Origin of the sequence: Microbacterium halophytorum (assembly GCF_002970975.1) — a bacterium.
Classification (GTDB): Bacteria; Actinomycetota; Actinomycetes; order Actinomycetales; family Microbacteriaceae; genus Microbacterium; species Microbacterium halophytorum.
On the sequence record NZ_KZ672982.1, the window covers coordinates 521,891 to 539,846 of the forward strand.

18 protein-coding genes and 1 riboswitch are annotated in these 17,956 nt (G+C 70.8%); of the genes, 7 read left to right on the plus strand and 11 right to left on the minus strand.

Going from position 1 to position 17,956, the window contains the following annotated elements; translation table 11 throughout:
- The first annotated feature begins 9 nt into the window (after positions 1-9).
- The gene (locus tag C0010_RS02455; protein ID WP_105565429.1) at positions 10-879 is read left to right on the plus strand and encodes an RNA polymerase sigma-70 factor; all 870 of its coding nucleotides are present in this window, start codon (positions 10-12) and stop codon (positions 877-879) included.
- On the opposite strand, the gene thiD is transcribed toward C0010_RS02455, so the two are convergent.
- Positions 876-2,411 carry a bifunctional hydroxymethylpyrimidine kinase/phosphomethylpyrimidine kinase gene (gene thiD / locus C0010_RS02460; RefSeq protein ID WP_105565575.1) on the minus strand — a complete coding sequence of 512 codons (1,536 nt, stop codon included), beginning with the start codon at positions 2,409-2,411 and terminating at the stop codon, positions 876-878. The two genes, C0010_RS02455 and thiD, sit on opposite strands and share 4 nt — an antisense overlap.
- A riboswitch (TPP riboswitch) is annotated at positions 2,403-2,497 on the minus strand. It overlaps the preceding gene by 9 nt.
- Positions 2,498-2,624: 127 nt before the next feature.
- Between thiD and C0010_RS02465 the strand changes: the two genes are divergently transcribed.
- Positions 2,625-3,257 carry an NUDIX hydrolase gene (locus C0010_RS02465; protein WP_105565576.1) on the plus strand — a complete coding sequence of 211 codons (633 nt, stop codon included), beginning with the start codon at positions 2,625-2,627 and terminating at the stop codon, positions 3,255-3,257.
- Positions 3,258-3,404: 147 nt separating this feature from the next.
- Here the strand turns inward: C0010_RS02465 and C0010_RS02470 are convergent, their stop codons facing one another.
- Complete coding sequence (locus C0010_RS02470; protein WP_105565430.1) at positions 3,405-5,258, minus strand: ABC transporter ATP-binding protein; 1,854 nt, start codon at positions 5,256-5,258, stop codon at positions 3,405-3,407.
- A gap of 355 nt (positions 5,259-5,613) precedes the next feature.
- Between C0010_RS02470 and C0010_RS02475 the strand changes: the two genes are divergently transcribed.
- Complete coding sequence (locus C0010_RS02475; RefSeq protein WP_105565431.1) at positions 5,614-7,104, plus strand: MDR family MFS transporter; 1,491 nt, start codon at positions 5,614-5,616, stop codon at positions 7,102-7,104.
- A 59-nt stretch (positions 7,105-7,163) separates the two neighbouring features.
- Here C0010_RS02475 and C0010_RS02480 read toward each other — a convergent pair whose 3' ends face one another.
- The 5 genes from C0010_RS02480 to C0010_RS02500 form a co-directional block, all read right to left on the minus strand.
- Positions 7,164-8,012 carry a 3-hydroxyacyl-CoA dehydrogenase gene (locus tag C0010_RS02480; protein WP_105565432.1) on the minus strand — a complete coding sequence of 283 codons (849 nt, stop codon included), beginning with the start codon at positions 8,010-8,012 and terminating at the stop codon, positions 7,164-7,166.
- Between the two features lie 69 nt (positions 8,013-8,081).
- Positions 8,082-8,417, minus strand: coding sequence for a branched-chain amino acid transporter permease (locus C0010_RS02485; protein WP_105565433.1), 336 nt, complete (start codon positions 8,415-8,417; stop codon positions 8,082-8,084).
- On the minus strand, positions 8,414-9,139 hold the full coding sequence (locus C0010_RS02490) for an AzlC family ABC transporter permease (RefSeq protein ID WP_269777853.1): 726 nt from the start codon (positions 9,137-9,139) through the stop codon (positions 8,414-8,416). The genes C0010_RS02485 and C0010_RS02490 overlap by 4 nt, the downstream gene beginning before the upstream one ends.
- A 46-nt stretch (positions 9,140-9,185) precedes the next feature.
- A complete protein-coding gene (locus tag C0010_RS02495) occupies positions 9,186-9,752 on the minus strand; it encodes an alpha/beta fold hydrolase (protein ID WP_105565434.1) in 567 nt (188 codons plus the stop codon).
- Between the two features lie 100 nt (positions 9,753-9,852).
- Positions 9,853-10,587: an SRPBCC domain-containing protein gene (locus C0010_RS02500; RefSeq protein ID WP_105565435.1), complete on the minus strand. Its 735-nt coding sequence runs from the start codon at positions 10,585-10,587 to the stop codon at positions 9,853-9,855.
- A 137-nt stretch (positions 10,588-10,724) separates the two neighbouring features.
- On the opposite strand from C0010_RS02500, the gene arfB reads away from it, so the two are divergent.
- Positions 10,725-11,165: an alternative ribosome rescue aminoacyl-tRNA hydrolase ArfB gene (gene arfB, locus C0010_RS02505; protein WP_105565436.1), complete on the plus strand. Its 441-nt coding sequence runs from the start codon at positions 10,725-10,727 to the stop codon at positions 11,163-11,165.
- A gap of 21 nt (positions 11,166-11,186) precedes the next feature.
- Here the strand turns inward: arfB and C0010_RS02510 are convergent, their stop codons facing one another.
- Genes C0010_RS02510 through C0010_RS02525 form a run of 4 tightly spaced genes read right to left on the minus strand, consistent with a single transcriptional unit; the run spans position 11,187 to position 14,103 of the window.
- Positions 11,187-11,540: a DUF2200 domain-containing protein gene (locus tag C0010_RS02510; RefSeq protein WP_105565437.1), complete on the minus strand. Its 354-nt coding sequence runs from the start codon at positions 11,538-11,540 to the stop codon at positions 11,187-11,189.
- A 39-nt stretch (positions 11,541-11,579) separates the two neighbouring features.
- Positions 11,580-12,263: a cation transporter gene (locus tag C0010_RS02515; RefSeq protein ID WP_105565438.1), complete on the minus strand. Its 684-nt coding sequence runs from the start codon at positions 12,261-12,263 to the stop codon at positions 11,580-11,582.
- Positions 12,260-12,613, minus strand: a complete 354-nt coding sequence (cmtR, locus tag C0010_RS02520; RefSeq protein WP_105565439.1) for a Cd(II)/Pb(II)-sensing metalloregulatory transcriptional regulator CmtR — start codon at positions 12,611-12,613, stop codon at positions 12,260-12,262. Before cmtR ends, C0010_RS02515 begins: the two co-directional genes overlap by 4 nt.
- A 38-nt stretch (positions 12,614-12,651) precedes the next feature.
- Positions 12,652-14,103: a helix-turn-helix domain-containing protein gene (locus C0010_RS02525; protein ID WP_105565440.1), complete on the minus strand. Its 1,452-nt coding sequence runs from the start codon at positions 14,101-14,103 to the stop codon at positions 12,652-12,654.
- A gap of 143 nt (positions 14,104-14,246) precedes the next feature.
- Here C0010_RS02525 and aceA point away from each other — a divergent pair, with 143 nt between their 5' ends.
- The 3 genes from aceA to C0010_RS02540 all read left to right on the plus strand — a co-directional run bounded on the left by aceA (position 14,247) and on the right by C0010_RS02540 (position 17,952).
- Positions 14,247-15,542, plus strand: a complete 1,296-nt coding sequence (gene aceA, locus C0010_RS02530; protein WP_105565441.1) for an isocitrate lyase — start codon at positions 14,247-14,249, stop codon at positions 15,540-15,542.
- 153 nt (positions 15,543-15,695) lie between these two features.
- Complete coding sequence (gene aceB / locus C0010_RS02535; protein ID WP_105565442.1) at positions 15,696-17,348, plus strand: malate synthase A; 1,653 nt, start codon at positions 15,696-15,698, stop codon at positions 17,346-17,348.
- 88 nt (positions 17,349-17,436) lie between these two features.
- Positions 17,437-17,952 carry a tetratricopeptide repeat protein gene (locus tag C0010_RS02540; protein WP_105565443.1) on the plus strand — a complete coding sequence of 172 codons (516 nt, stop codon included), beginning with the start codon at positions 17,437-17,439 and terminating at the stop codon, positions 17,950-17,952.
- Positions 17,953-17,956 lie beyond the last annotated feature (4 nt).

Sequence of the window (17,956 nt, forward strand, 5' to 3'; positions counted from 1 at the left end):
GTCGGGCGCATGGGCGACGACGGCTTCACACAGCACAGGGGGCTGCTGTTCACGATCGCGTACGAGATCCTCGGCTCCGTCTCCGACGCGGAGGACGTCGTGCAGGAGTCGTGGATCCGCTGGAACGACGCGGACCGGGCGTCGGTGCGCGACGTGCGCGCCTACCTCGCGCGCGTCGTGACCAGGCAGGCGCTCAACCGCGTGCGCACCGTGAGCCGGCGCCGCGAGGACTACGTCGGGCCGTGGCTGCCCGAACCGATCCTCACGACGCGGGACATCGCCGACGACACGGTGCTCGCGGAGAGCGTCTCGACGGCGATGCTCCTCGTGCTCGAGACCCTCGGACCGCTCGAGCGCGCCGTGTTCGTGCTGCACGAGGTGTTCGCCTTCGACTACGACGAGATCGCCGGCGCGGTCGATCGCCGAACGGATGCCGTGCGGCAGATCGCCCGGCGGGCGCGCGCCCACGTCGAGGCGCGGCGCCCGAGGGTCGAGGTGACGCCTGGCGAGGCCGCGGAGGCCGTCGAGCGCTTCAGGGTCGCGGCGTCGACGGGCGACGTGCAGGCGCTCGTCGACGTGCTGGCGCCCGACGTCGTGTTCCTCTCCGACGGCGGCGGCCGCGTCACGGCCGCACGCCGCCCCGTCGTGGGCGTCGACCGGGTGCTGCGCTTCATGGAGGGGCTCCTCGCGCAGTACCCCGACACGCGGCTCGAGCCGGCGGCCGTGAACGGCGGCCCCGGCCTGCGCGTGATGGTCGACGGCGCGCTCGACGGCGCGGTCTCGTTCGGGTTCGACGGCCCGAGGATCCGGGCGGCATACTACGTGCGCAACCCGGAGAAGCTCGCCTCCCTCGCCGGCCCCGTGCGGCTGACTCGCTAGACCGCGACGCGGACGCCCTGCGCCTGCGCGAAGAAGTCGCGTTCGAGCTGCGAGGCGACGTCGAACGCCCGGCGCATGCGGGCCAGCGTCGGGGCCTGGGCACGACGCGCCGCCCGCTGAGCGAACTCCCGCGCCCGCCTCGCGGCCTCCGCGAACGCCGGATCGGCGTAGGTCTCGAGCCAGTCGCCGTACGGGTGACCATCGTGGTTCCCGGCGACCAGCTGCCGCCCGACGTCGTCGTAGATCCAGAAGCACGGCAGCACCGCCGCGGTGAGCACGGCATAGTCGCCGGCGTCAGCCGCGTCCGTCAGGTGGGCGAGGTACGCCGCCGTCTGCGGCGACGGCGGCGCGTCGCGGTCGGCCCCGTGCGCGCGGTGCAGCGCCATCTCCGTCTCGACGCAGCTCCGCGACGCCGCGCGCCAGAACTCCCGCTCCTCGGCGGTCGGCGCGAGGTCGGCGGCCCGCGACATCACGGACGCATAGCGGCGCAGGTACACCGCGTCCTGGGTGAGATAGATGCGGAATCGCTCGCGATCGAGCGTGCCGTCGGCTAGCGAGCTGACGAAGTCGTCGCGCATGATCCCTTCGCGGATCTCGAGGATGTCCTCCCACCAGGCGTCGAGCTCGGCGGACCGGCGGGGCGGCAGGACGCCCGCGCGCTGCGACCAGCCGTGGTCGAGCGGCCCGTGCCCGCCGGGCGTGCCGACATCGAGCGCGCTCGCCGCGCGGATCGCGCCTCGGACGACATCGCGCGCGAGCGCGACCGACCACGCCCAATCGGCGTGAGCGCCGGACGCGGCCTCCCCCGGCGTGCGCATCCGCCGCGCGTGGATGGCCGCGAGCGCCGACGACAGCGTGCACCCGGTGCCGTGCGTGCTCGTCGTCTCGATCCGTGCGCCGTCGAACTGCGCGACGACCCCGGAGGCGCCGACGAGCGCATCCGGGCAGCCAGCGCCGCCGAGGTGGCCGCCCTTCGCGAGCACGAGGGCGCCGATCCGCGCCGCGACCGCTCGGGCCTGGGCGAGCGCACCCCGCCAGGAGTCGGCGACCGGCTCGCCCGCGAGGACGGCGAGCTCGGGAAGGTTCGGCGTGACGACGTCGGCGAGGCCCGCGATCCGGAGGAGGGTCCGCTCAGCATCCGGGTCGAGCAGCCGATCGCCGCTCGTCGCGACCATGACGGGGTCGAGCACGGTCACAGGCCGCTCGTCGAGCCTCTCGAGCCAGTCGGCGACCGCCGACGCCGTGTCGGCGCTGCCGAGCATCCCGATCTTGATCGCGTCGATCCGGATGTCCGCGGCGACGGCGTCCAGCTGCTGCACCACGAACGCGGGCGGCACGGGGTGAACGCCGGTGACGCCCTGCGTGTTCTGCGCCGTCAGCGCCGTCAGCGCGGCCATGCCGTAACCGCCCGTCGCCTGGATCGCTTTCAGATCGGCCTGGATGCCGGCGCCGCCCGACGGGTCCGAGCCCGCGATCGACAGGACGTTCGGAATCGGCTCCGCCCCGGTGACGGGCGCACTGGTCTGCGTCATGATGGACATCCCTCCGCTCGCGTGAACGAGATCAGGTTCTGCGGGTGTGTTCTCAGTCCCCGGTGGGGACACCCCGTGTCTTCTCCGCGAGCCTACGGCACCGCGTTCGGCGGCGCACACCGGGCGTCCGGCGCGCTCGGCGCGGGCATCCGGGCGCCGGTCGGTAGGCTCGGGTGCGTGAATTCCGCCGAGACCGAGCCGATCCGCGTCGCCGTGTCGACCGCGATCTTCTCCATCCGGAGCGGGCCGGGGGGCGACTCCCTGATGCTCCCGCTGGTGCGGCGCACGCGCGAGCCGTTCCTCGACCGATGGGCTCTCCCCGGCGGGTGGCTCGGCGCCGCCGAGGGGCTCGACTCCGCGGCGTCCCGCACGCTCGAGGAGACGACGGCGCTGACGCCGAGCTATCTCGAGCAGCTCTACGCGTTCGGCGATGTCGACCGCTCCCCGACGCGCGTCGTCTCGGTCGTGTACTGGGCGATGCTGCGCCAGGACCACGTCGAGGAGCAGCGCGCGGCGGCGGCGCCCGCCCCCAACGTCGAGTGGTTCGACGTCGACGGGTTGCCGGAGCTCGCCTTCGACCACAACCGGATCGTCGACTACGCCGTCTGGCGCCTGCGGAACAAGGTCGGCTACAGCCGCATCGCGGCGGGCCTCCTCCCCGATCGCTTCACGCTCACAGAGCTGCGCGAGGTCTACGAACTGGTGCTCGGCCGCCGCCTCGATCCATCGAACTTCCGCAGGCTCATCGAGACGTCGGAGGACCTCATCCCGACCGAGGAGTTCCGCACGGGCAAGCACCGCCCCGCCCGCCTGTATCGGTACGACGCGGAGCTCAGCGCGGCCTGACCGGGCCCCGGATGCCCCGGCGACGCCCGCGAGAAACATCGCCGCGGTCGCAAATTTCACCCTTTGACCGGGGATTTTGACGCGGAATCTGCGACCTCGGCGGGTGATTCCCGGACGATCCGGAGGCCGTGGTGCCCTGGGCGGGCGTCAGCGGCCGAGCTGCTCGGCGGCGAGCGCGGCGTACAGGCCGCCGCGGGCCATCAGCTCCGCGTGCGTGCCCGATTCCGCGATCCGCCCGGCGTCGACGACGTGGATCACGTCGGCGTCGATCACGGTCGACAGGCGGTGCGCCACCGACAGGGTCGTGCGACCGCGCGCCGCATGGTCGAGCGCCTCCTGCACGATGCGCTCGCTCACCGTGTCGAGCGCGCTCGTCGCCTCGTCGAGGAGGAGGACGGGCGGGTCCTTCAGCAGCACGCGGGCGATCGCGATGCGCTGCTTCTCGCCGCCCGAGAGCCGATACCCGCGTTCGCCGACGACGGTGTCGTAGCCCTTCTCGAACGAGGCGATCACGTGATGGATGTTCGCACGCCGGCACGCGTCGACGAGCTCCTCGTCGGTGGCATCGGGCTTCGCGTAGCGGAGGTTCTCGGCGACCGTGGCGTGGAACAGGTAGGTCTCCTGAGACACGATGCCGACATGGTCGATGATCGACTCCTGCGTCAGCGTGCGCACGTCCGCGCCGGCGAAGCGGACCTCACCGCTCGAGGCCTCGTACATCCGGGGCGCCAGGTACAGCACCGTCGTCTTGCCCGCGCCGCTCGGCCCGACGAACGCGACGTGCTGGCCGGGGTCGACGGCGAACGACGCGCTGTCGAGCGTCGGGCGGGAATCGGGCGAGGCGTCGGGGTACCGGAACGTCACCTCGCGGAACTCGACGCTGCCGAGCGGTCCTGCGGCGTCGGTCGCAGCGATCGCGTCTGGTGCGTCCATGATCGCCGGTTGCAGGTCGAGGTACTCGAAGATGCGCGCGAACAGGGCCCGCGACGTCTGGATCTCGAGAGCGACCCGCATCAGGCTCGTCAGCGGCTGCAGCAGACGCGCCTGCACCGTCGTGAAGGCGACGATCGCCCCGGCCGTGATCGAACCGGCATCCGCTGTCAGCAGGAAGCCCGCGACCAGATAGATTGCGGCGGGCACGCTCGCGATCAGCACATGCACGACGGCGAAGAACACCTGCCCGCTCATCGCCTGGCGCACCTGCAGCCGCACCTGGTTGCGATTCTCTCCCGCGTACCGCTCCGATTCCGTCCGCTGCCGATTGAACGCCTTCGACAGCATGATGCCCGAGACGCTCAGCGTCTCCTGCGTGATCGCGGTCAATTCGCTCAGCGAGCGCTGCGTCTCGGCGGCGATGCGGGCGCGCATCTGGCCGACGCGACGCTGCACGATCACGAGGGGTGGCATGATCACGAGCGAGATCAGCGTCAGCCGCCAGTCGATCAGGATCATCGCGACGAGCGACGCGATCACGGTGACAGCGTTGCCCAGGATGCTCGTGACGGTGTTGGTGAGGACGCCGGAGACTCCGCCGACGTCGTTCTGCAGCCGCGACTGGATCGCGCCCGTCTTCGTCCGTGTGAAGAAGCCGAGCTCCATCGACTGCAGGTGCTCGAACATCCGTACGCGCAGGTCGCCCGTGACCTGATTGCCTACCGTCGAGGTGAACCACGTCTGCACGGCGCTGATGCCGGCGCCGAGCACATACAGTCCGACCATTCCGCAGACGAGCCACGCCAGCAGGGGCACGTCGACGACACCTGACTGCGGGAAGAGCGCCTCGTCGAAGACCCTCTGGATCATGAGCGGCGGCACAACGGCGACGGCCGCCCCCGCGATGACGAGAGCCGCGGTGACGGCGATCTTGCCGCGGTACGGCGTGAACAGCGCGATGACGCGGCGCCCGAGGTCCCGCACCTCCGGCGCCTGCGCGTTCTGCTCACGCAGTGCGCGCTCGTCGACGCCGCGCATGCCGCGCGCGCCGCCCATTCCTCTGCCCATGCTCACCGGGCCAGCCTATGGCGCGGCCGCCGCGAGGGCTCCGGATGCCGGAGACGGCCGATCGCGGATGCACTTCAGGATCGGACAGGCGGGCTGTGCCTCCCGCCCGGATGAGCGGGGTGCGACACGCCCCCGCACGTTGCGCCGGCGCGTCCGGTGCATGACCACCCCGTGACATCCGGTCTCGCCGCAGCGAATATCGGCCTTCTCGGAATGTTCATCACGATACTGGGGTTAGTCTTATCTGCTGCGGTTCCGCACCGCAGCGCCTTCGGCCGTTCTCGGCGCTCAGCGCCGACGGCCCGCCGTGTTCATTACCGTGAGCGGCACGTCCACCACCCTAGGAGCCCCTTCCATGGCCGCCCCTCCGACAACCGGGAACGTCACCGTCCCTCCCGCCCACACCAATGGCATCGATCCGCGCGGCATGCGCGTGATCTGGCTGCTCCTGGTCGCCGCGTTCGTCGCGATCCTGAACGAGACGACGATGGCGATCGCCATCCCCCACCTGAACGAGGACCTCGGCCTGCCGCCGGAGCTCGGCCAGTGGCTCACGAGCGCGTTCCTGCTCACGATGGCCGTCGTCATCCCGACGACGGGCTTCCTGCTGCTGCGGTTCACGACCCGCCAGGTGTTCATCGCCGCCATGAGCGCGTTCACGCTCGGCACTCTGCTCTGCCTCGTCGCACCGGGCTTCCCGCTGCTCCTCGCCGGCCGGATCGTGCAGGCCGCGGGTACGGGCGTGATGATGCCGCTGCTGATGACCACCATGATGAACGTGGTCCCCGCCCACTCGCGCGGCCGCATGATGGGCCGCGTCGGCCTCGTCATGTCGCTCGCGCCGGCGCTCGGCCCGACGGTCTCGGGCGCCGTGCTGGAGACCCTCAGCTGGCGCTGGCTGTTCGCCATCATCCTGCCGATCGCGGTCGTGGCCCTCGTGCTCGGCGCGAAGTGGATGACCAACCTCGGTGAGACGACGCACGCGCCGATCGATGTGCTGTCGATCGTCCTGTCGGCCTTCGGCTTCGGCGGCGTCGTGTTCGGCCTCAGCCAGCTCGGCGGCGGCCACGGCGGCACCGGCGGCGGCAGCGGCGGCGCGACCCCCTGGGTCATGATCGCGGTCGGCATCGTGTCGCTCGCCCTGTTCGCCTGGCGCCAGATCGTACTCCAGCGCAAGGACGACGCACTGCTCGACCTGCGCGTGTTCCGCTCGAGCAACTTCACGCTGTCGGTCATCATCATGGCCGTCGTGGCGTTCTCGATGCTCGGCACGTTCGCGGTGCTCCCGCTCTACCTGCAGACCGTCGCCGGCCTCAGCTCGCTCGAATCGGGCCTCGTCCTGCTGCCCGGTTCCGTGATCATGGGCCTGCTCGGCCCGGTGATGGGCCGGATCTACGACGCGCGCGGCCCCCGGACGCTGCTCATCCCCGGCAGCATCATGATCGCGCTGTCGATGTTCATCTACTCCACGGTCGACCAGAACACGCCGTTCTGGGCGCTGGTGGGCGTGCAGATCATCATGTCGCTCGGCCTCGCGGGTTCGTTCACCCCGCTGTTCTCGGCGTCGCTCGGCTCGCTCGATCGCCACCTGTACTCGCACGGCTCTGCGGCGCTGAACACCATGCAGCAGGTCGCGGGCGCGGCAGGCACCGCCCTGTTGGTGTCGATCTACTCGTCGATCCTGCACACCGGCGAGGCCGAGGGCCTATCGACGGCCGAGGCGGGTGCGCCGGGCACACACGCGGCGTTCCTCGTCGCGGGCATCATCGCCCTCGTGCCGATCGTGCTGGCCTTCTTCATCCGGAAGCCGGTCGAGGAGGACGCCCCTCCCGTCGCGGCCCACTGATGCACGAGAAGGCGGCCGGCTCCCGATGGAGTCGGCCGCCTTCTGCGTTCCCGGCGGGGTCACGCGTAGTCGTAGAACCCCTTGCCCACGGCGACGCCGAGGCGGCCCTGGTCGATGTAGTCGCGCTTCAGCGTCTCGGCGAACTCGCGCTTGACGGGGTCGTCGCTGTCCTTGTTCAGGTTGTACGGCGTCGGCATGCCGACGACGTCGTAGATCTGGAACGGCCCGAGGGGCGCACCCGTGGCCTTGCGCCAGGTCAGGTCGATCGTCTCGAAATCCGCCACGCCGCGCACCCACAGGTCGGTCGCGGCGTCGAGCAGCGGCACGAGCAGCGAGTTCAGCACGTAGCCGGGCTGCTCCTTCTTGACCCGGATGGCGACCATGCCGATCTCCTCGGCGAACGTCGCGACCTGCTCGAAGACGTCGGGATCGGTGTGCTCCTGCGCCATCACCTCACCGGTGTTGTTGCGCCAGACCTCGTTGGCGAAGTGCAGGGCGAGGAACTTCGCCGGCCGGTCGACGGCGCTGACGATGTCGCTGGGCAGCAGCGTCGACGAGTTCGTCGCGAACACCGTCTTGCCGGGCGCGGCCGCCGACACCTTCGCCCATGTGTCGCGCTTGATGTCGAGCCGCTCCGGCACCGCCTCGATGACGAGGTCTGCGTCGGAGACCGCGTCGGCGAGGTCGCTCGTGGCGCGGATCCGCGACACGGCCGCGTCGAGCTTCTCAGGCGTCGCGTCGGGGAGGTCGCGCAGGTAGAGCGGCTTCAGGTACTCCCACCGCTCGGGCAGCTTCACGAGGATCTCGTCGCTGATGTCGTACGCGACGACGTCCTTGCCCGAATACGCGGCCTGGAAGATGATCTGCGAACCGAGAACGCCCGTCCCGAGCACCGTGACCTGTTGCATGACAGCCTGCCTCCTTCGTGTGGATGAACACGTCCAGTCTGCTCCTGCTCAGCGCCTTCGGCACCGCAATCAGAAGATCGGAAGGTTCACCAGCACGACGAAGGTGACGGTGCCGAGGCCGACGCTCAGCAGGGTCCGGCGGCCGCCGAGCAGGTGCGCCGCGACCGTGACGGCGGCGGCGATCAGCGCGGGCACGAGGTAGCCGGCGTGCTCGACGATCGTGGATCGGAACGTCGCGCCCGCAAGGATCGCCAGGATGCCGACGGGCATCCACACGCTCAGCGCGCGCACGATGCGCGACTCGCGCAGCGGCTTCAGGATGAGGAACGGCACGGCGCGGAGCGCGAGCGTGATCGCGAAGATGATCGCGAACACGGCCACGATGTACCACAGTGACGGTGTCACGCGATCGTCCCCTTCTGCCGCGCCACGACGAAACGGATGCCCAGCAGCGCCAGGAAGATCACCATCGCCGCGAACAGCGCCTGACCCGGCACGATCAGGAGCGCGGTGACGAAGCTCACGGCGCCGAGCAGCAGTGACGGCAGTTCCGCACGGGTGCGACAGGCGTCGAGCGTCAGCGTGATGAACAGCGCGCAGAGCGCGAACTCGAGCCCCTCGATCCGGAACGGGATGAACGAGGCGATCAGCACCCCGAGCAGCCCGCCGCCGACCCAGTAGCACTGGAAGGCGATCTGCACCGCGAGCAGGCGCGGCGCCGTCCACGTCTCCGGGCGCGCGGCCGTGACGGCGTAGGCCTCGTCCGTGAGCGCGTACACCGAGTACGCCTTCGCGACCGGATTCCGGATGGCCTTCAGCGGGAACGAGAACGCGTAGAAGACGTGCCGGAAGTTCACCAGCAGGGTCGTCAGCGCGATCGTCGGCAGCGCGGTGCCCGCCGTCATCAGCCCGATCAGGAGCAGCTCGAGCGAGCCGGCATAGCCGAAGACCGACAGGCCGGGCGCGACCCACCACGGCAGCCCCGACTGCACGACGAGGAGGCCGAAGGCCATTCCGAGGGGGAACATGCCGAGGCCCGCCGCGAGCGAGGCCTTGAGACCAGCCGCGACCTCGCGCCTGCGCCAGCCGGGCGGCCGTTCGGCCGCGGGAGGTTCGTCCGATCGCACCCGACTATTCTGCCGGGTTCCGCCGTGGCCGCGTGAACTGGGCGGGTCAGTCCCAGTCGAGGTACTCGGCGATGTCCTCCGCCGTCTCGAGCGGGTGCGTCGCCGGGAAGAGATGGCCGGCGCCCTGCACCGTCGTGATGCTGACGCGCTCGGGTGCCTTCTGGCGCAGCGCCTCGGCGTTGGCCGGCGGGGTCACGTCGTCGTCGGATCCCTGGAAGATGAGCACGGGAAGGTCGGGCGCGAGCGCGATGTCGACGTCCTCGACGCCGAGCAGGAGCACGCCATTGATGCGCTCGTGGTGCGCGAGGCCGAGCTCGCGAGCGACGGTGCCGCCGAAGCCGTGGCCGCCGACCCACGTGTGCTCGAGGCCGACCTCGTCGATGACGGCGAGCACGTCGCCCGCGAGCTCGGCGGGGGTCGCGTCGCCGGCGTCGGCGCGGTAGCCGACCCGGACGATCCGGAAGCCCTCCTCCTCCAGGATCGCCGACACCGTGCCGAGAGCCTCGGCGTCGTGCCCGCGGCCGGGGATCAGGACGAGGGTCGGGCCGTCGTCCGAGCCCTCGACGAAATACGGTACGGCGCGGCCATCCGGCTCGAAGATGTTCTGGGTCACAGTGGTCCGTTCTGCTGTGTCATCAGGTTCCGCGCGGGCGGGCGCCCGCTAGAGGTTCGACTCCATCCAACCAGACCGCGCCAGGGCGAGCGCCGGATGCTCACCCCGCGCTCATCACGACGTGCCAGGGGCGGATGCGCACCTCGAGCAGGCCGCTCGTGACGGCGCCGTCCTCCCGCTGCGCCGCCTCGATGACCTCGCGCGCCGTCTGGGCATCCTGCGCACGGACGATCGTCATCCCTGTGCCGGGCGCATCGGGCAGGGGGCCGGCCGCGACGAGCGCCCCGTGGTCCGCGAGCGTGCCGAGGAACTCCGCGTGCAGGGCGAAATCCGGATGCTCGAAGACGCGGCCGGCGACGCCGCCGGCGGCCGTGTGCTCGAGCACGAACCAGATCGCGTCGGCGTCGCTCGGCGCGGGCCCGACGAACGCCGCGAGCAAGCCGTACCAACCGGCGTCATAGCCGGCGCGGGCCGCAGCGGGGTCGTCGTGCGCCTCCCAGCCGTCGTGTTCGAGCTCGACGAGCGTCACGCCGGCCGCGACCGGTGTGAAGGCAACGCGGATCCGGCCCGCGCTCTCGGGCGGCCGCCCCGGGTGCCAGGTGAAGCCCACCTCCCGCGGCGGGTCGGCGTGCATGATCGTTCCCCACGACTGCGTGCGACCGTCCGCGCCCGTCTCGACGAACCGGGTGCCGTCGAAGTCGACGCGCGCACCGGCGCCGAAATCACCGAACTCCTCGACGGGCCACCACGTGCCGATGCCGTCGACGAACCGCGCATACGCCGCGGCGGGATCACCCGCGGCGAGCACGTATCTCCTGACGGCGGCGAGCGCCATGTCTCCTCCTCGGTCTCCCGGGCGGAGCCGCGTCCGTTCGGCCAGCGGCGTCCTCTCCCGAGGATGGCACCATCCGGGTGGCGTGCCAAGGGGGCGGTCGAGCCGGTTCGCCCGCCGGCGCGCGGGACAATGGGAGCATGCGAGATCTGCACGTCGCCCCGGGCCCCGGCGCGCCCCGCGGCCTCGTCGTGCCCGCCGCCGACCTCGTCGAGCGGTTCTCGCGCTCGTCCGGCCCCGGCGGGCAGGGCGTGAACACGACGGACTCCCGCGTGCAGCTCAGCGTCGACCTGGCCACCGCGTCCGGGCTCGACGACGCTCAGCGCGCCCGCGTCATCGCGCGCCTCGCGCCCCGGATGAGCGGCACCGTGCTGACCGTCGCGGTCACGGACGAGCGTTCGCAGCGTCAGAACCGCGCCGCGGCTCGGGAGCGCCTCGCCTCGCTGCTGCGCGGGGCGATCGCGCCCGACGTGCCGCGGAGGGCGACGAAGCCGACCCGCGGCTCTCAGCGCCGCCGGCTCGACGCGAAGAAGCGCCGCGGCGATGTGAAGCGGGCCAGGAGGCGGCCGGGCGGGGACTGACGGGCGCGGCGCCCGACGGTGCTAAGCCGTCCGGATGATCTTCTCGACCGCCTTGCCCTTGGCCAGCTCGTCGACGATCTTGTCGAGATAGCGGACCTTCTGCATCAGCGGGTCCTCGATCTCCTGCACGCGCACGCCGCAGATGACCCCCGTGATGAGCGACGATTCCGGCGGCATGTCCGCTGCGGCGAAGAACTCGGCGAACGACGTCTCGCTCGCGATCTGCGCATCGAGCTGAGCACCGTCGAACCCCGTGAGCCACGAGATGATCTCGCGCAGCTCGGCCTCGCTGCGCCCCTTCTTCTCGACCTTCTCGACGTAGAGGGGATACACCTTCGCGAAGAGCATCCGGGCGACGCGCTCATTGCTGTCCATGCCCCGAGGATACGACGGTCCCCTGCAGGGGTCCCACGGTCATCCCGAAGAGCAGCAGTCGTCCTCACAGTGCTCGGAGCCCCGCTCCCCCGTGAGGACGGCGACGGGGGCGGCGCAGCAGGCATCACCCTTCCAGGCCTCGATGCCCTCGCGCACGGCGAACGCGGCGATGATCAGCGCCGCGACGGCATCGGCCCACGCCCAGCCGAGCAGGCTGTTCAGCACGAGCCCGACCAGCAGCGCCGCCGAGAGATAGGTGCAGATCAGCGTCTGCTTGGAGTCGGCGACCGCCGAGGCCGAGCCGAGTTCGCGCCCCGTGCGTCGTTCGAACCAGCTCAGGAAAGGCATCGCCACGAGGCTCAGCGCAGCGATCGCGATGCCGACCGGAGAGTGCTCGGGCTCCCGCAGCCCAAGCAGCGACAGCGCGGCGTCCACCGTGACGTAGGCCGCGAGGGCGAAGAACGATACCGAGATGATGCGGAGCGCCGCCCGCTCGCGCGTGCCCGGATCCGGCGCCGCGAACTGCCAGGCGACGGCGGCCGCGGAGAGCACCTCGACCACCGAATCCAGCCCGAAGCCGATCAGCGCGGCGGACGAAGCGGCGCCGCCGGCGACGAGCGCCACGATCGCCTCGATCACGTTCCAGGCGATCGTGACGGACACCACGATCCGAATGCGACGGCGCAGCACCGACGCGCGCTCATCGGCTCCTACCCGTGTCACTGCTCGATCCCGCAGTGCCCGGGAACGGCGCAGTCCGGATCGATGCACGGCTGGTCCTCGTCTACGGCGAGGGTGACATCGACGAGCGCTGTGAGCGCTGCCGTGAGGTGCGGATCCGCGATCTCGTAGCGGGTCTGGCGCCCTTCGGGCTCGGCGACGACGATTCCGCATCCGCGCAGGCACGCGAGATGGTTCGACACGTTCGTGCGTGTCAGACCGAGCTCGCGCGCGAGCCGCGCCGGGTAGCCCGGCGCGGAGAGGAGCTCGAGCAGGATGCGGGATCGCGTCGGGTCTGCCATGGCCCGACCGAGACGGGTCATCGCGTCAGCGCGGGTCGTTGAGGTCAGCACACGCTGACTATACAGAGTTCACTGACGCTTTTCAGCGCTCACGACGGCGCGTGCTGCTCGAGGAACTCGTACACGTCAGTCGCGTCGACGCCCGGGAACGATCCGGTCGGCAGCGTCGCCAACAGGGTGCGCGGCGTGGCGACGTTCGGCCACGCACCATCGCGCCAGCGCGCGGCGAGCTCCTCAGGAGGGCGCCGGCAGCACACCTCGTCCGCGTGGCGCGACACGCCTCGGCTGAGCGTGTCGCGGCCGACGAACCACTTGGTGTCGTCGAACTGCACCCCCACGCTCACCGAGTGGGCGCCCTGGCTCGACTGCTCGACGCGCGCTGTGCACCAGTACGTGCCGTTGCCCGTGTCGGTGTACTGGAAGTACGGGTTGAAGCGGTCGTCCACGTCGAACACGACGCGGCTCGTCCAGCGCCGGCAGCACATCTGCCCCTCGATCGAGCCGAGCCGATCCGTCGGGAAGTTCACGTCGTCGTTCTCGTACGCCTTGGTGATCGTGCCCGACTCGTGCACCTTCAGGAAGTGCACCCGGATGCCGAGGTGCCGGGTCGCGAGGTTCGTGAACCGGTGCGCGGCCGTCTCGTACGACACCGAGTACGCGTCGCGCAGGTCTTCGATCGAGATCGCCCTGCGCCGCTTCGCCTCGCCCAGCGCGGCGACCGCGCGCCGCTCGGGGATCAGCAGCGCGCCCGCGAGGTAGTTCTGCTCGACCCGCTGCCGCAGGAACTCCGCGTAGGAGGCGGGTTCGGAATGCCCCAGGACGCGGCTGGCGAGCGCCTGCAGCATGGGCCCCCTCGGGTCCGTCGCGGCGCGATTCGGCAGGTAGAGGCGACCGTTGCGCAGATCGAGCACGCTGCGCGTGGACTGCGGCAGATCGGGCACGTAGTGCAGCGTGACGCCGACGTGCGCGGCGATGTCGCCGGCGGCGCGCTGCGTGAGGGGGCCGCCCGGATGATCGATCGCAGTGAGGAGCTCGTGCGCGGTCTTCTCGAGCTCAGGGAAGTAGTTGTCCTGCGCTCGCATCAGGTGACGCAGTTCGAGGTTCGCGCGGCGCGCCTCCTCGGGCGTGGCCTGGCGCTCGTCGCGGAGGCGGTCGATCTCCCCCGACAGCCGCAGGATCGCGGCGAGCGCCTCGTCCGGCATGCCCTTCGGGATCCGGAACGGTTCGACCCCCAGCTCTCGGAACCGCGGCGAGCGCATCTCGCGTTCGAGCGCGACCTCAAGCTCGGTGCGCGGATCGAGATCGCCGGCGGAGAACAGCTGCTCCGGCGAGACCTCGAGCGCCTGCGCGATCGCCCGCAGCATCGACAGCCGCGGCTCCCTGCGGCCGTTCTCGATCATCGACAGCTGGCTCGGCGCGCGCCCCACCTGCTCCGCCAGCTGCGCGAGGCGCATTCCGCGCCTTGTGCGCAGCGCGCGGATGCGCCGGCCGACCGCGATCGCGTCGGCACCGTCTTCCGTCTCGTCTTCGAGAGTGGCCATGGCGCAGATCCTGCCACATCGATCCGTTCTGCAGAACTTCCGCGGATCTTCTCCTCGCCAGGATGATCCGCCGGGCCGTTTCTTCACCCACGGTGGTCGTAACAGCCACCGCGGCACCGCCGCCCACAGTGAGGAGATCGACGATGGCCACCACCTCCAACCGCCCCGGTTCGCAGACGCAGACCGCCGAGGAGCTGCAGCTCGAATGGGACGCCGACCCGCGCTGGAGCGGCGTCGCCCGCGACTACACGGCCGCCGACGTCATCCGGATCCGAGGCAGCGTGCGGGAAGAGCCGACTCTCGCGCGCCGCGGCGCCGAGCGCTTGTGGGAACGCCTCACGACCGGCGACTACGTCAGGGCGCTCGGCGCGCTCACCGGCAACCAGGCGGTGCAGCAGGTGCGCGCGGGCCTCGAGGCCATCTACCTGTCGGGCTGGCAGGTCGCGGCCGACGCCAACCTCTCGGGGCAGACCTACCCCGACCAGTCGCTGTACCCCGCGAACTCGGTGCCGGCGGTCGTGCGCCGGATCAACAACGCTCTGATGCGGCAGGACCAGCTGGAGTCGGCCGACGGCGCCCTCTCCCGCGATTGGCTGGCACCGATCGTCGCCGATGCGGAGGCCGGCTTCGGCGGCCCGCTCAACGCGTACGAACTCGCGCACGGGATGATCCAGGCCGGCGCGGCGGGAATCCACTGGGAGGACCAGCTCGCGAGCGAGAAGAAGTGCGGGCACCTCGGCGGCAAGGTCCTCGTGCCGACCGGTCAGCATATCCGCACCCTCAACGCCGCCCGGCTGGCGGCAGACGTCGCCGGGGTCCCGACGATCCAGATCGCGCGCACCGATGCCCTCGCGGCCGACCTGCTCACCAGTGATATCGACGAGCGCGATCGCGCGTTCCTCACGGGCGAACGCTCGAGCGAGGGCTTCTACAGGGTGCGCAGCGGCATCGACCCCGTCGTCTCGCGCGGGCTCGCATACGCCCCGTACGCCGACCTGCTCTGGGTCGAGACCGGGACGCCCGACATCGAGCTCGCCCGCGAGTTCGCCTCGGCGGTGCACGCCGAATACCCGGGCAAGATGCTCGCGTACAACTGCTCTCCGAGCTTCAACTGGTCGGCGGCGCTCGACGACCGCCGGATCGCGAGCTTCCAGGAGGAGCTGGCCGAGCTGGGCTACCGATTCCAGTTCATCACCCTGGCGGGTTTCCACGCCCTCAACCACTCGATGTTCCAGCTCGCCCGCGGCTACGCCGAAAGCGCGATGACCGCGTACGTCGAGCTGCAGAACGCCGAGTTCGCGGCTGAGGCCGACGGCTACACCGCCACCAGGCACCAGCGCGAAGTGGGAACCGGATACTTCGATCACGTGTCGCAGGCGCTCAACCCGGACGCCTCGACCCTCGCCCTCGCTGCCTCCACCGAGGCCCAGCAGTTCTGAATCTCGTCGCCGAATGAGCGACGAGACCCAGATCCCAACGGCGGATCCGGCTCCGCCGTCCGCTCGCAATCCCGTCGCCGCAAGAACGACGACACCCAGATCCCAACGGCGGATCCGGCTCCGCCGTCCGCAGAACAGACCAGGAGGCACATCATGACCCTCATCAGCACGACAGCCGAACGCTCCGACGAACGCGACCGCATCCTGCCCGTGATCACCGTCGCGGGCCCGATGCGCGACCGCTACGAGCGGATCCTCACACCCGACGCGCTCGCATTCCTGGCCCAACTGCACCAGCTGTTCGCCGGGCCGCGCTTCGACCGCCTCGCCGCGCGGATGGCGCACGGGTACGAGATCGGCACGGGAATGAACCCCCGGTTCCGCGAGGACACCCGGCACATCCGCGAACGATCGGACTGGCGCGTCGCCGGCGCAGGCCCCGGCCTCGAGGACCGCCGCGTCGAGATCACGGGGCCGACGGACCCGCGCATGACGATCAATGCCCTGAACTCGAGCGCGAAGGTGTGGCTCGCGGATCAGGAGGACGCGACCAGCCCCACGTGGGCGAACGTCATCGGCGGCCAGCTGTCGCTGTTCGACGCCATCCGGGGCGAGCTCGAGCACACGGCGCCGAACGGCAAGCACTACGCGGTGACGAATGAGGACGCGCCGACGATCGTGATGCGCCCGCGCGGCTGGCACCTCGAGGAGCACCACCTCCTGTTCACCGACGTGCACGGCCGCACCATGACCGCATCCGGATCGCTCGTCGACTTCGGGCTGTACGCCTTCCACAACGCGCACGAGCTGATCAGGCGCGGGCGCGGGCCGTACTTCTACCTGCCCAAGATCGAGCAGGCCGAGGAGGCGAGGCTGTGGGACCAGGTGTTCACCTTCACCGAGCAGTATTTGGCGATCGCTCACGGCACGATCCGCGCCACGGTGCTCATCGAGACGCTGCCGGCCGCGTTCCAGATGGAGGAGATCCTCTACGAGCTGAGGGATCACTGCGCGGGCCTCAACGCCGGGCGATGGGACTACATCTTCTCGATCATCAAGACGTACCGGGGCCGCGGCTCGCGGTTCGTGCTGCCAGACCGCAACGAGGTGACCATGACGGTCGGCTTCATGAGGGCCTACACGGAGCTCCTCGTGAAGACGTGCCACAAGCGCGGCGCCTACGCGATCGGCGGCATGAGCGCCTTCATCCCCTCGCGGCACGACGCGGCCGCGAACGACAACGCCGTGGAGAAGGTCTCCTCGGACAAGGAGCGCGAGGCGGGCGACGGCTTCGACGGCACCTGGGTGGCGCATCCGGACCTCATCCCGATCGCCCAGGCGGCGTTCGATGCGGTGCTCGGCGATCGCCCGCACCAACTCGATCGTCAGCGCGACGACGTGCACGTGCGCGAGCGCCATCTGCTCGACCTCACGATCGGGCGCGGGATCACCGACGCGGGGGTTCGGGGCAACGTCGACGTCGCGATCCGGTACATCGAGGCCTGGCTGCGCGGACAGGGCGCGGTCGCGATCAACGGGCTGATGGAGGACGCGGCGACCGCGGAGATCTCCCGCTCGCAGATCTGGCAGTGGATCCGCCAGGACCGCGAAACCGAGGAGGGGACGCCCATCACGCAGGAGCTGGTGTCGGGGATCGTCGACGACGTGCTCGCCTCCGTCGAGCGCTCGGACGGCGACAGGTTCGACGAGGCGGCCGGCGTGTTCCGGGACGTCGCCCTGTCGAACACATTCTCGCCGTTCCTGACGACCAAGGCGTACGCCGCGTACCTCGTCGAACGCGCCTGAATCGGCGACTGCCCCGGCCCCCGCTGCGGCGGGAGCCGGGGCAGTCGCGCCTGCTCTCCGCGATCGGCAGCCGTGGGAAGATCGACGAATGACGATCGACGAATGGGAAGCGGCGGTCACCGACCTCTGGGAGCGCTGCGACTCCCTCACGACGGAGGAGGGCGTCGCCGCCATGCGCGGGCTCTCGGACGCCTGCCCGGCGGGCGACGGACGGGCGGCGTTCGAGCTCGCCGGCATGTACGACTCGCAGGACCTCGAGGCGGAAGCGGCGGCCGAGTACGAGCGGGCCCTCTCGCTCGGCCTCGACGACGCCAGGCACGCCCAGCTCGCGGTGCAGTACGGCTCGACGCTGCGCAACCTCGGCCGCCTCGAAGAGGCGATCGCGGTGCTGCGCGCGGCGCCGGCCCACGAGTCCACCGGTACCGCCCCGCGCATCGTGCTGGCCCTGGCGCTGCACAGCGCCGGTCGCAAGGACGAGGCCCTCCGCGTGGCGCTCGAGGCGCAGATCGACGCGCTCCCCCAGTACCAGCGCTCGATGCGCGCCTACGCCGCCGAGCTCACGTCGGCGGGCGGACGGCCGGGCGCCGACGCACCGGACGCCTGACGCC

Excerpts from the sequence above, each read along its gene's own strand:
- C0010_RS02475 (WP_105565431.1), top strand. The coding sequence starts at position 5,614 with ATGGCCGCCCCTCCGACAACCGGGAACGTCACCGTCCCTCCCGCCCAC.
- C0010_RS02500 (WP_105565435.1), bottom strand. The coding sequence starts at position 10,587 with ATGGCGCTCGCCGCCGTCAGGAGATACGTGCTCGCCGCGGGTGATCCC.
- arfB (WP_105565436.1), top strand. The coding sequence starts at position 10,725 with ATGCGAGATCTGCACGTCGCCCCGGGCCCCGGCGCGCCCCGCGGCCTC.
- C0010_RS02480 (WP_105565432.1), bottom strand. The coding sequence starts at position 8,012 with ATGCAACAGGTCACGGTGCTCGGGACGGGCGTTCTCGGTTCGCAGATC.
- C0010_RS02455 (WP_105565429.1), top strand. The coding sequence starts at position 10 with ATGGGCGACGACGGCTTCACACAGCACAGGGGGCTGCTGTTCACGATC.
- C0010_RS02540 (WP_105565443.1), top strand. The coding sequence starts at position 17,437 with ATGACGATCGACGAATGGGAAGCGGCGGTCACCGACCTCTGGGAGCGC.
- aceB (WP_105565442.1), top strand. The coding sequence starts at position 15,696 with ATGACCCTCATCAGCACGACAGCCGAACGCTCCGACGAACGCGACCGC.
- thiD (WP_105565575.1), bottom strand. The coding sequence starts at position 2,411 with ATGACGCAGACCAGTGCGCCCGTCACCGGGGCGGAGCCGATTCCGAAC.
- aceA (WP_105565441.1), top strand. The coding sequence starts at position 14,247 with ATGGCCACCACCTCCAACCGCCCCGGTTCGCAGACGCAGACCGCCGAG.
- C0010_RS02470 (WP_105565430.1), bottom strand. The coding sequence starts at position 5,258 with ATGGGCAGAGGAATGGGCGGCGCGCGCGGCATGCGCGGCGTCGACGAG.
- C0010_RS02525 (WP_105565440.1), bottom strand. The coding sequence starts at position 14,103 with ATGGCCACTCTCGAAGACGAGACGGAAGACGGTGCCGACGCGATCGCG.
- C0010_RS02510 (WP_105565437.1), bottom strand. The coding sequence starts at position 11,540 with ATGGACAGCAATGAGCGCGTCGCCCGGATGCTCTTCGCGAAGGTGTAT.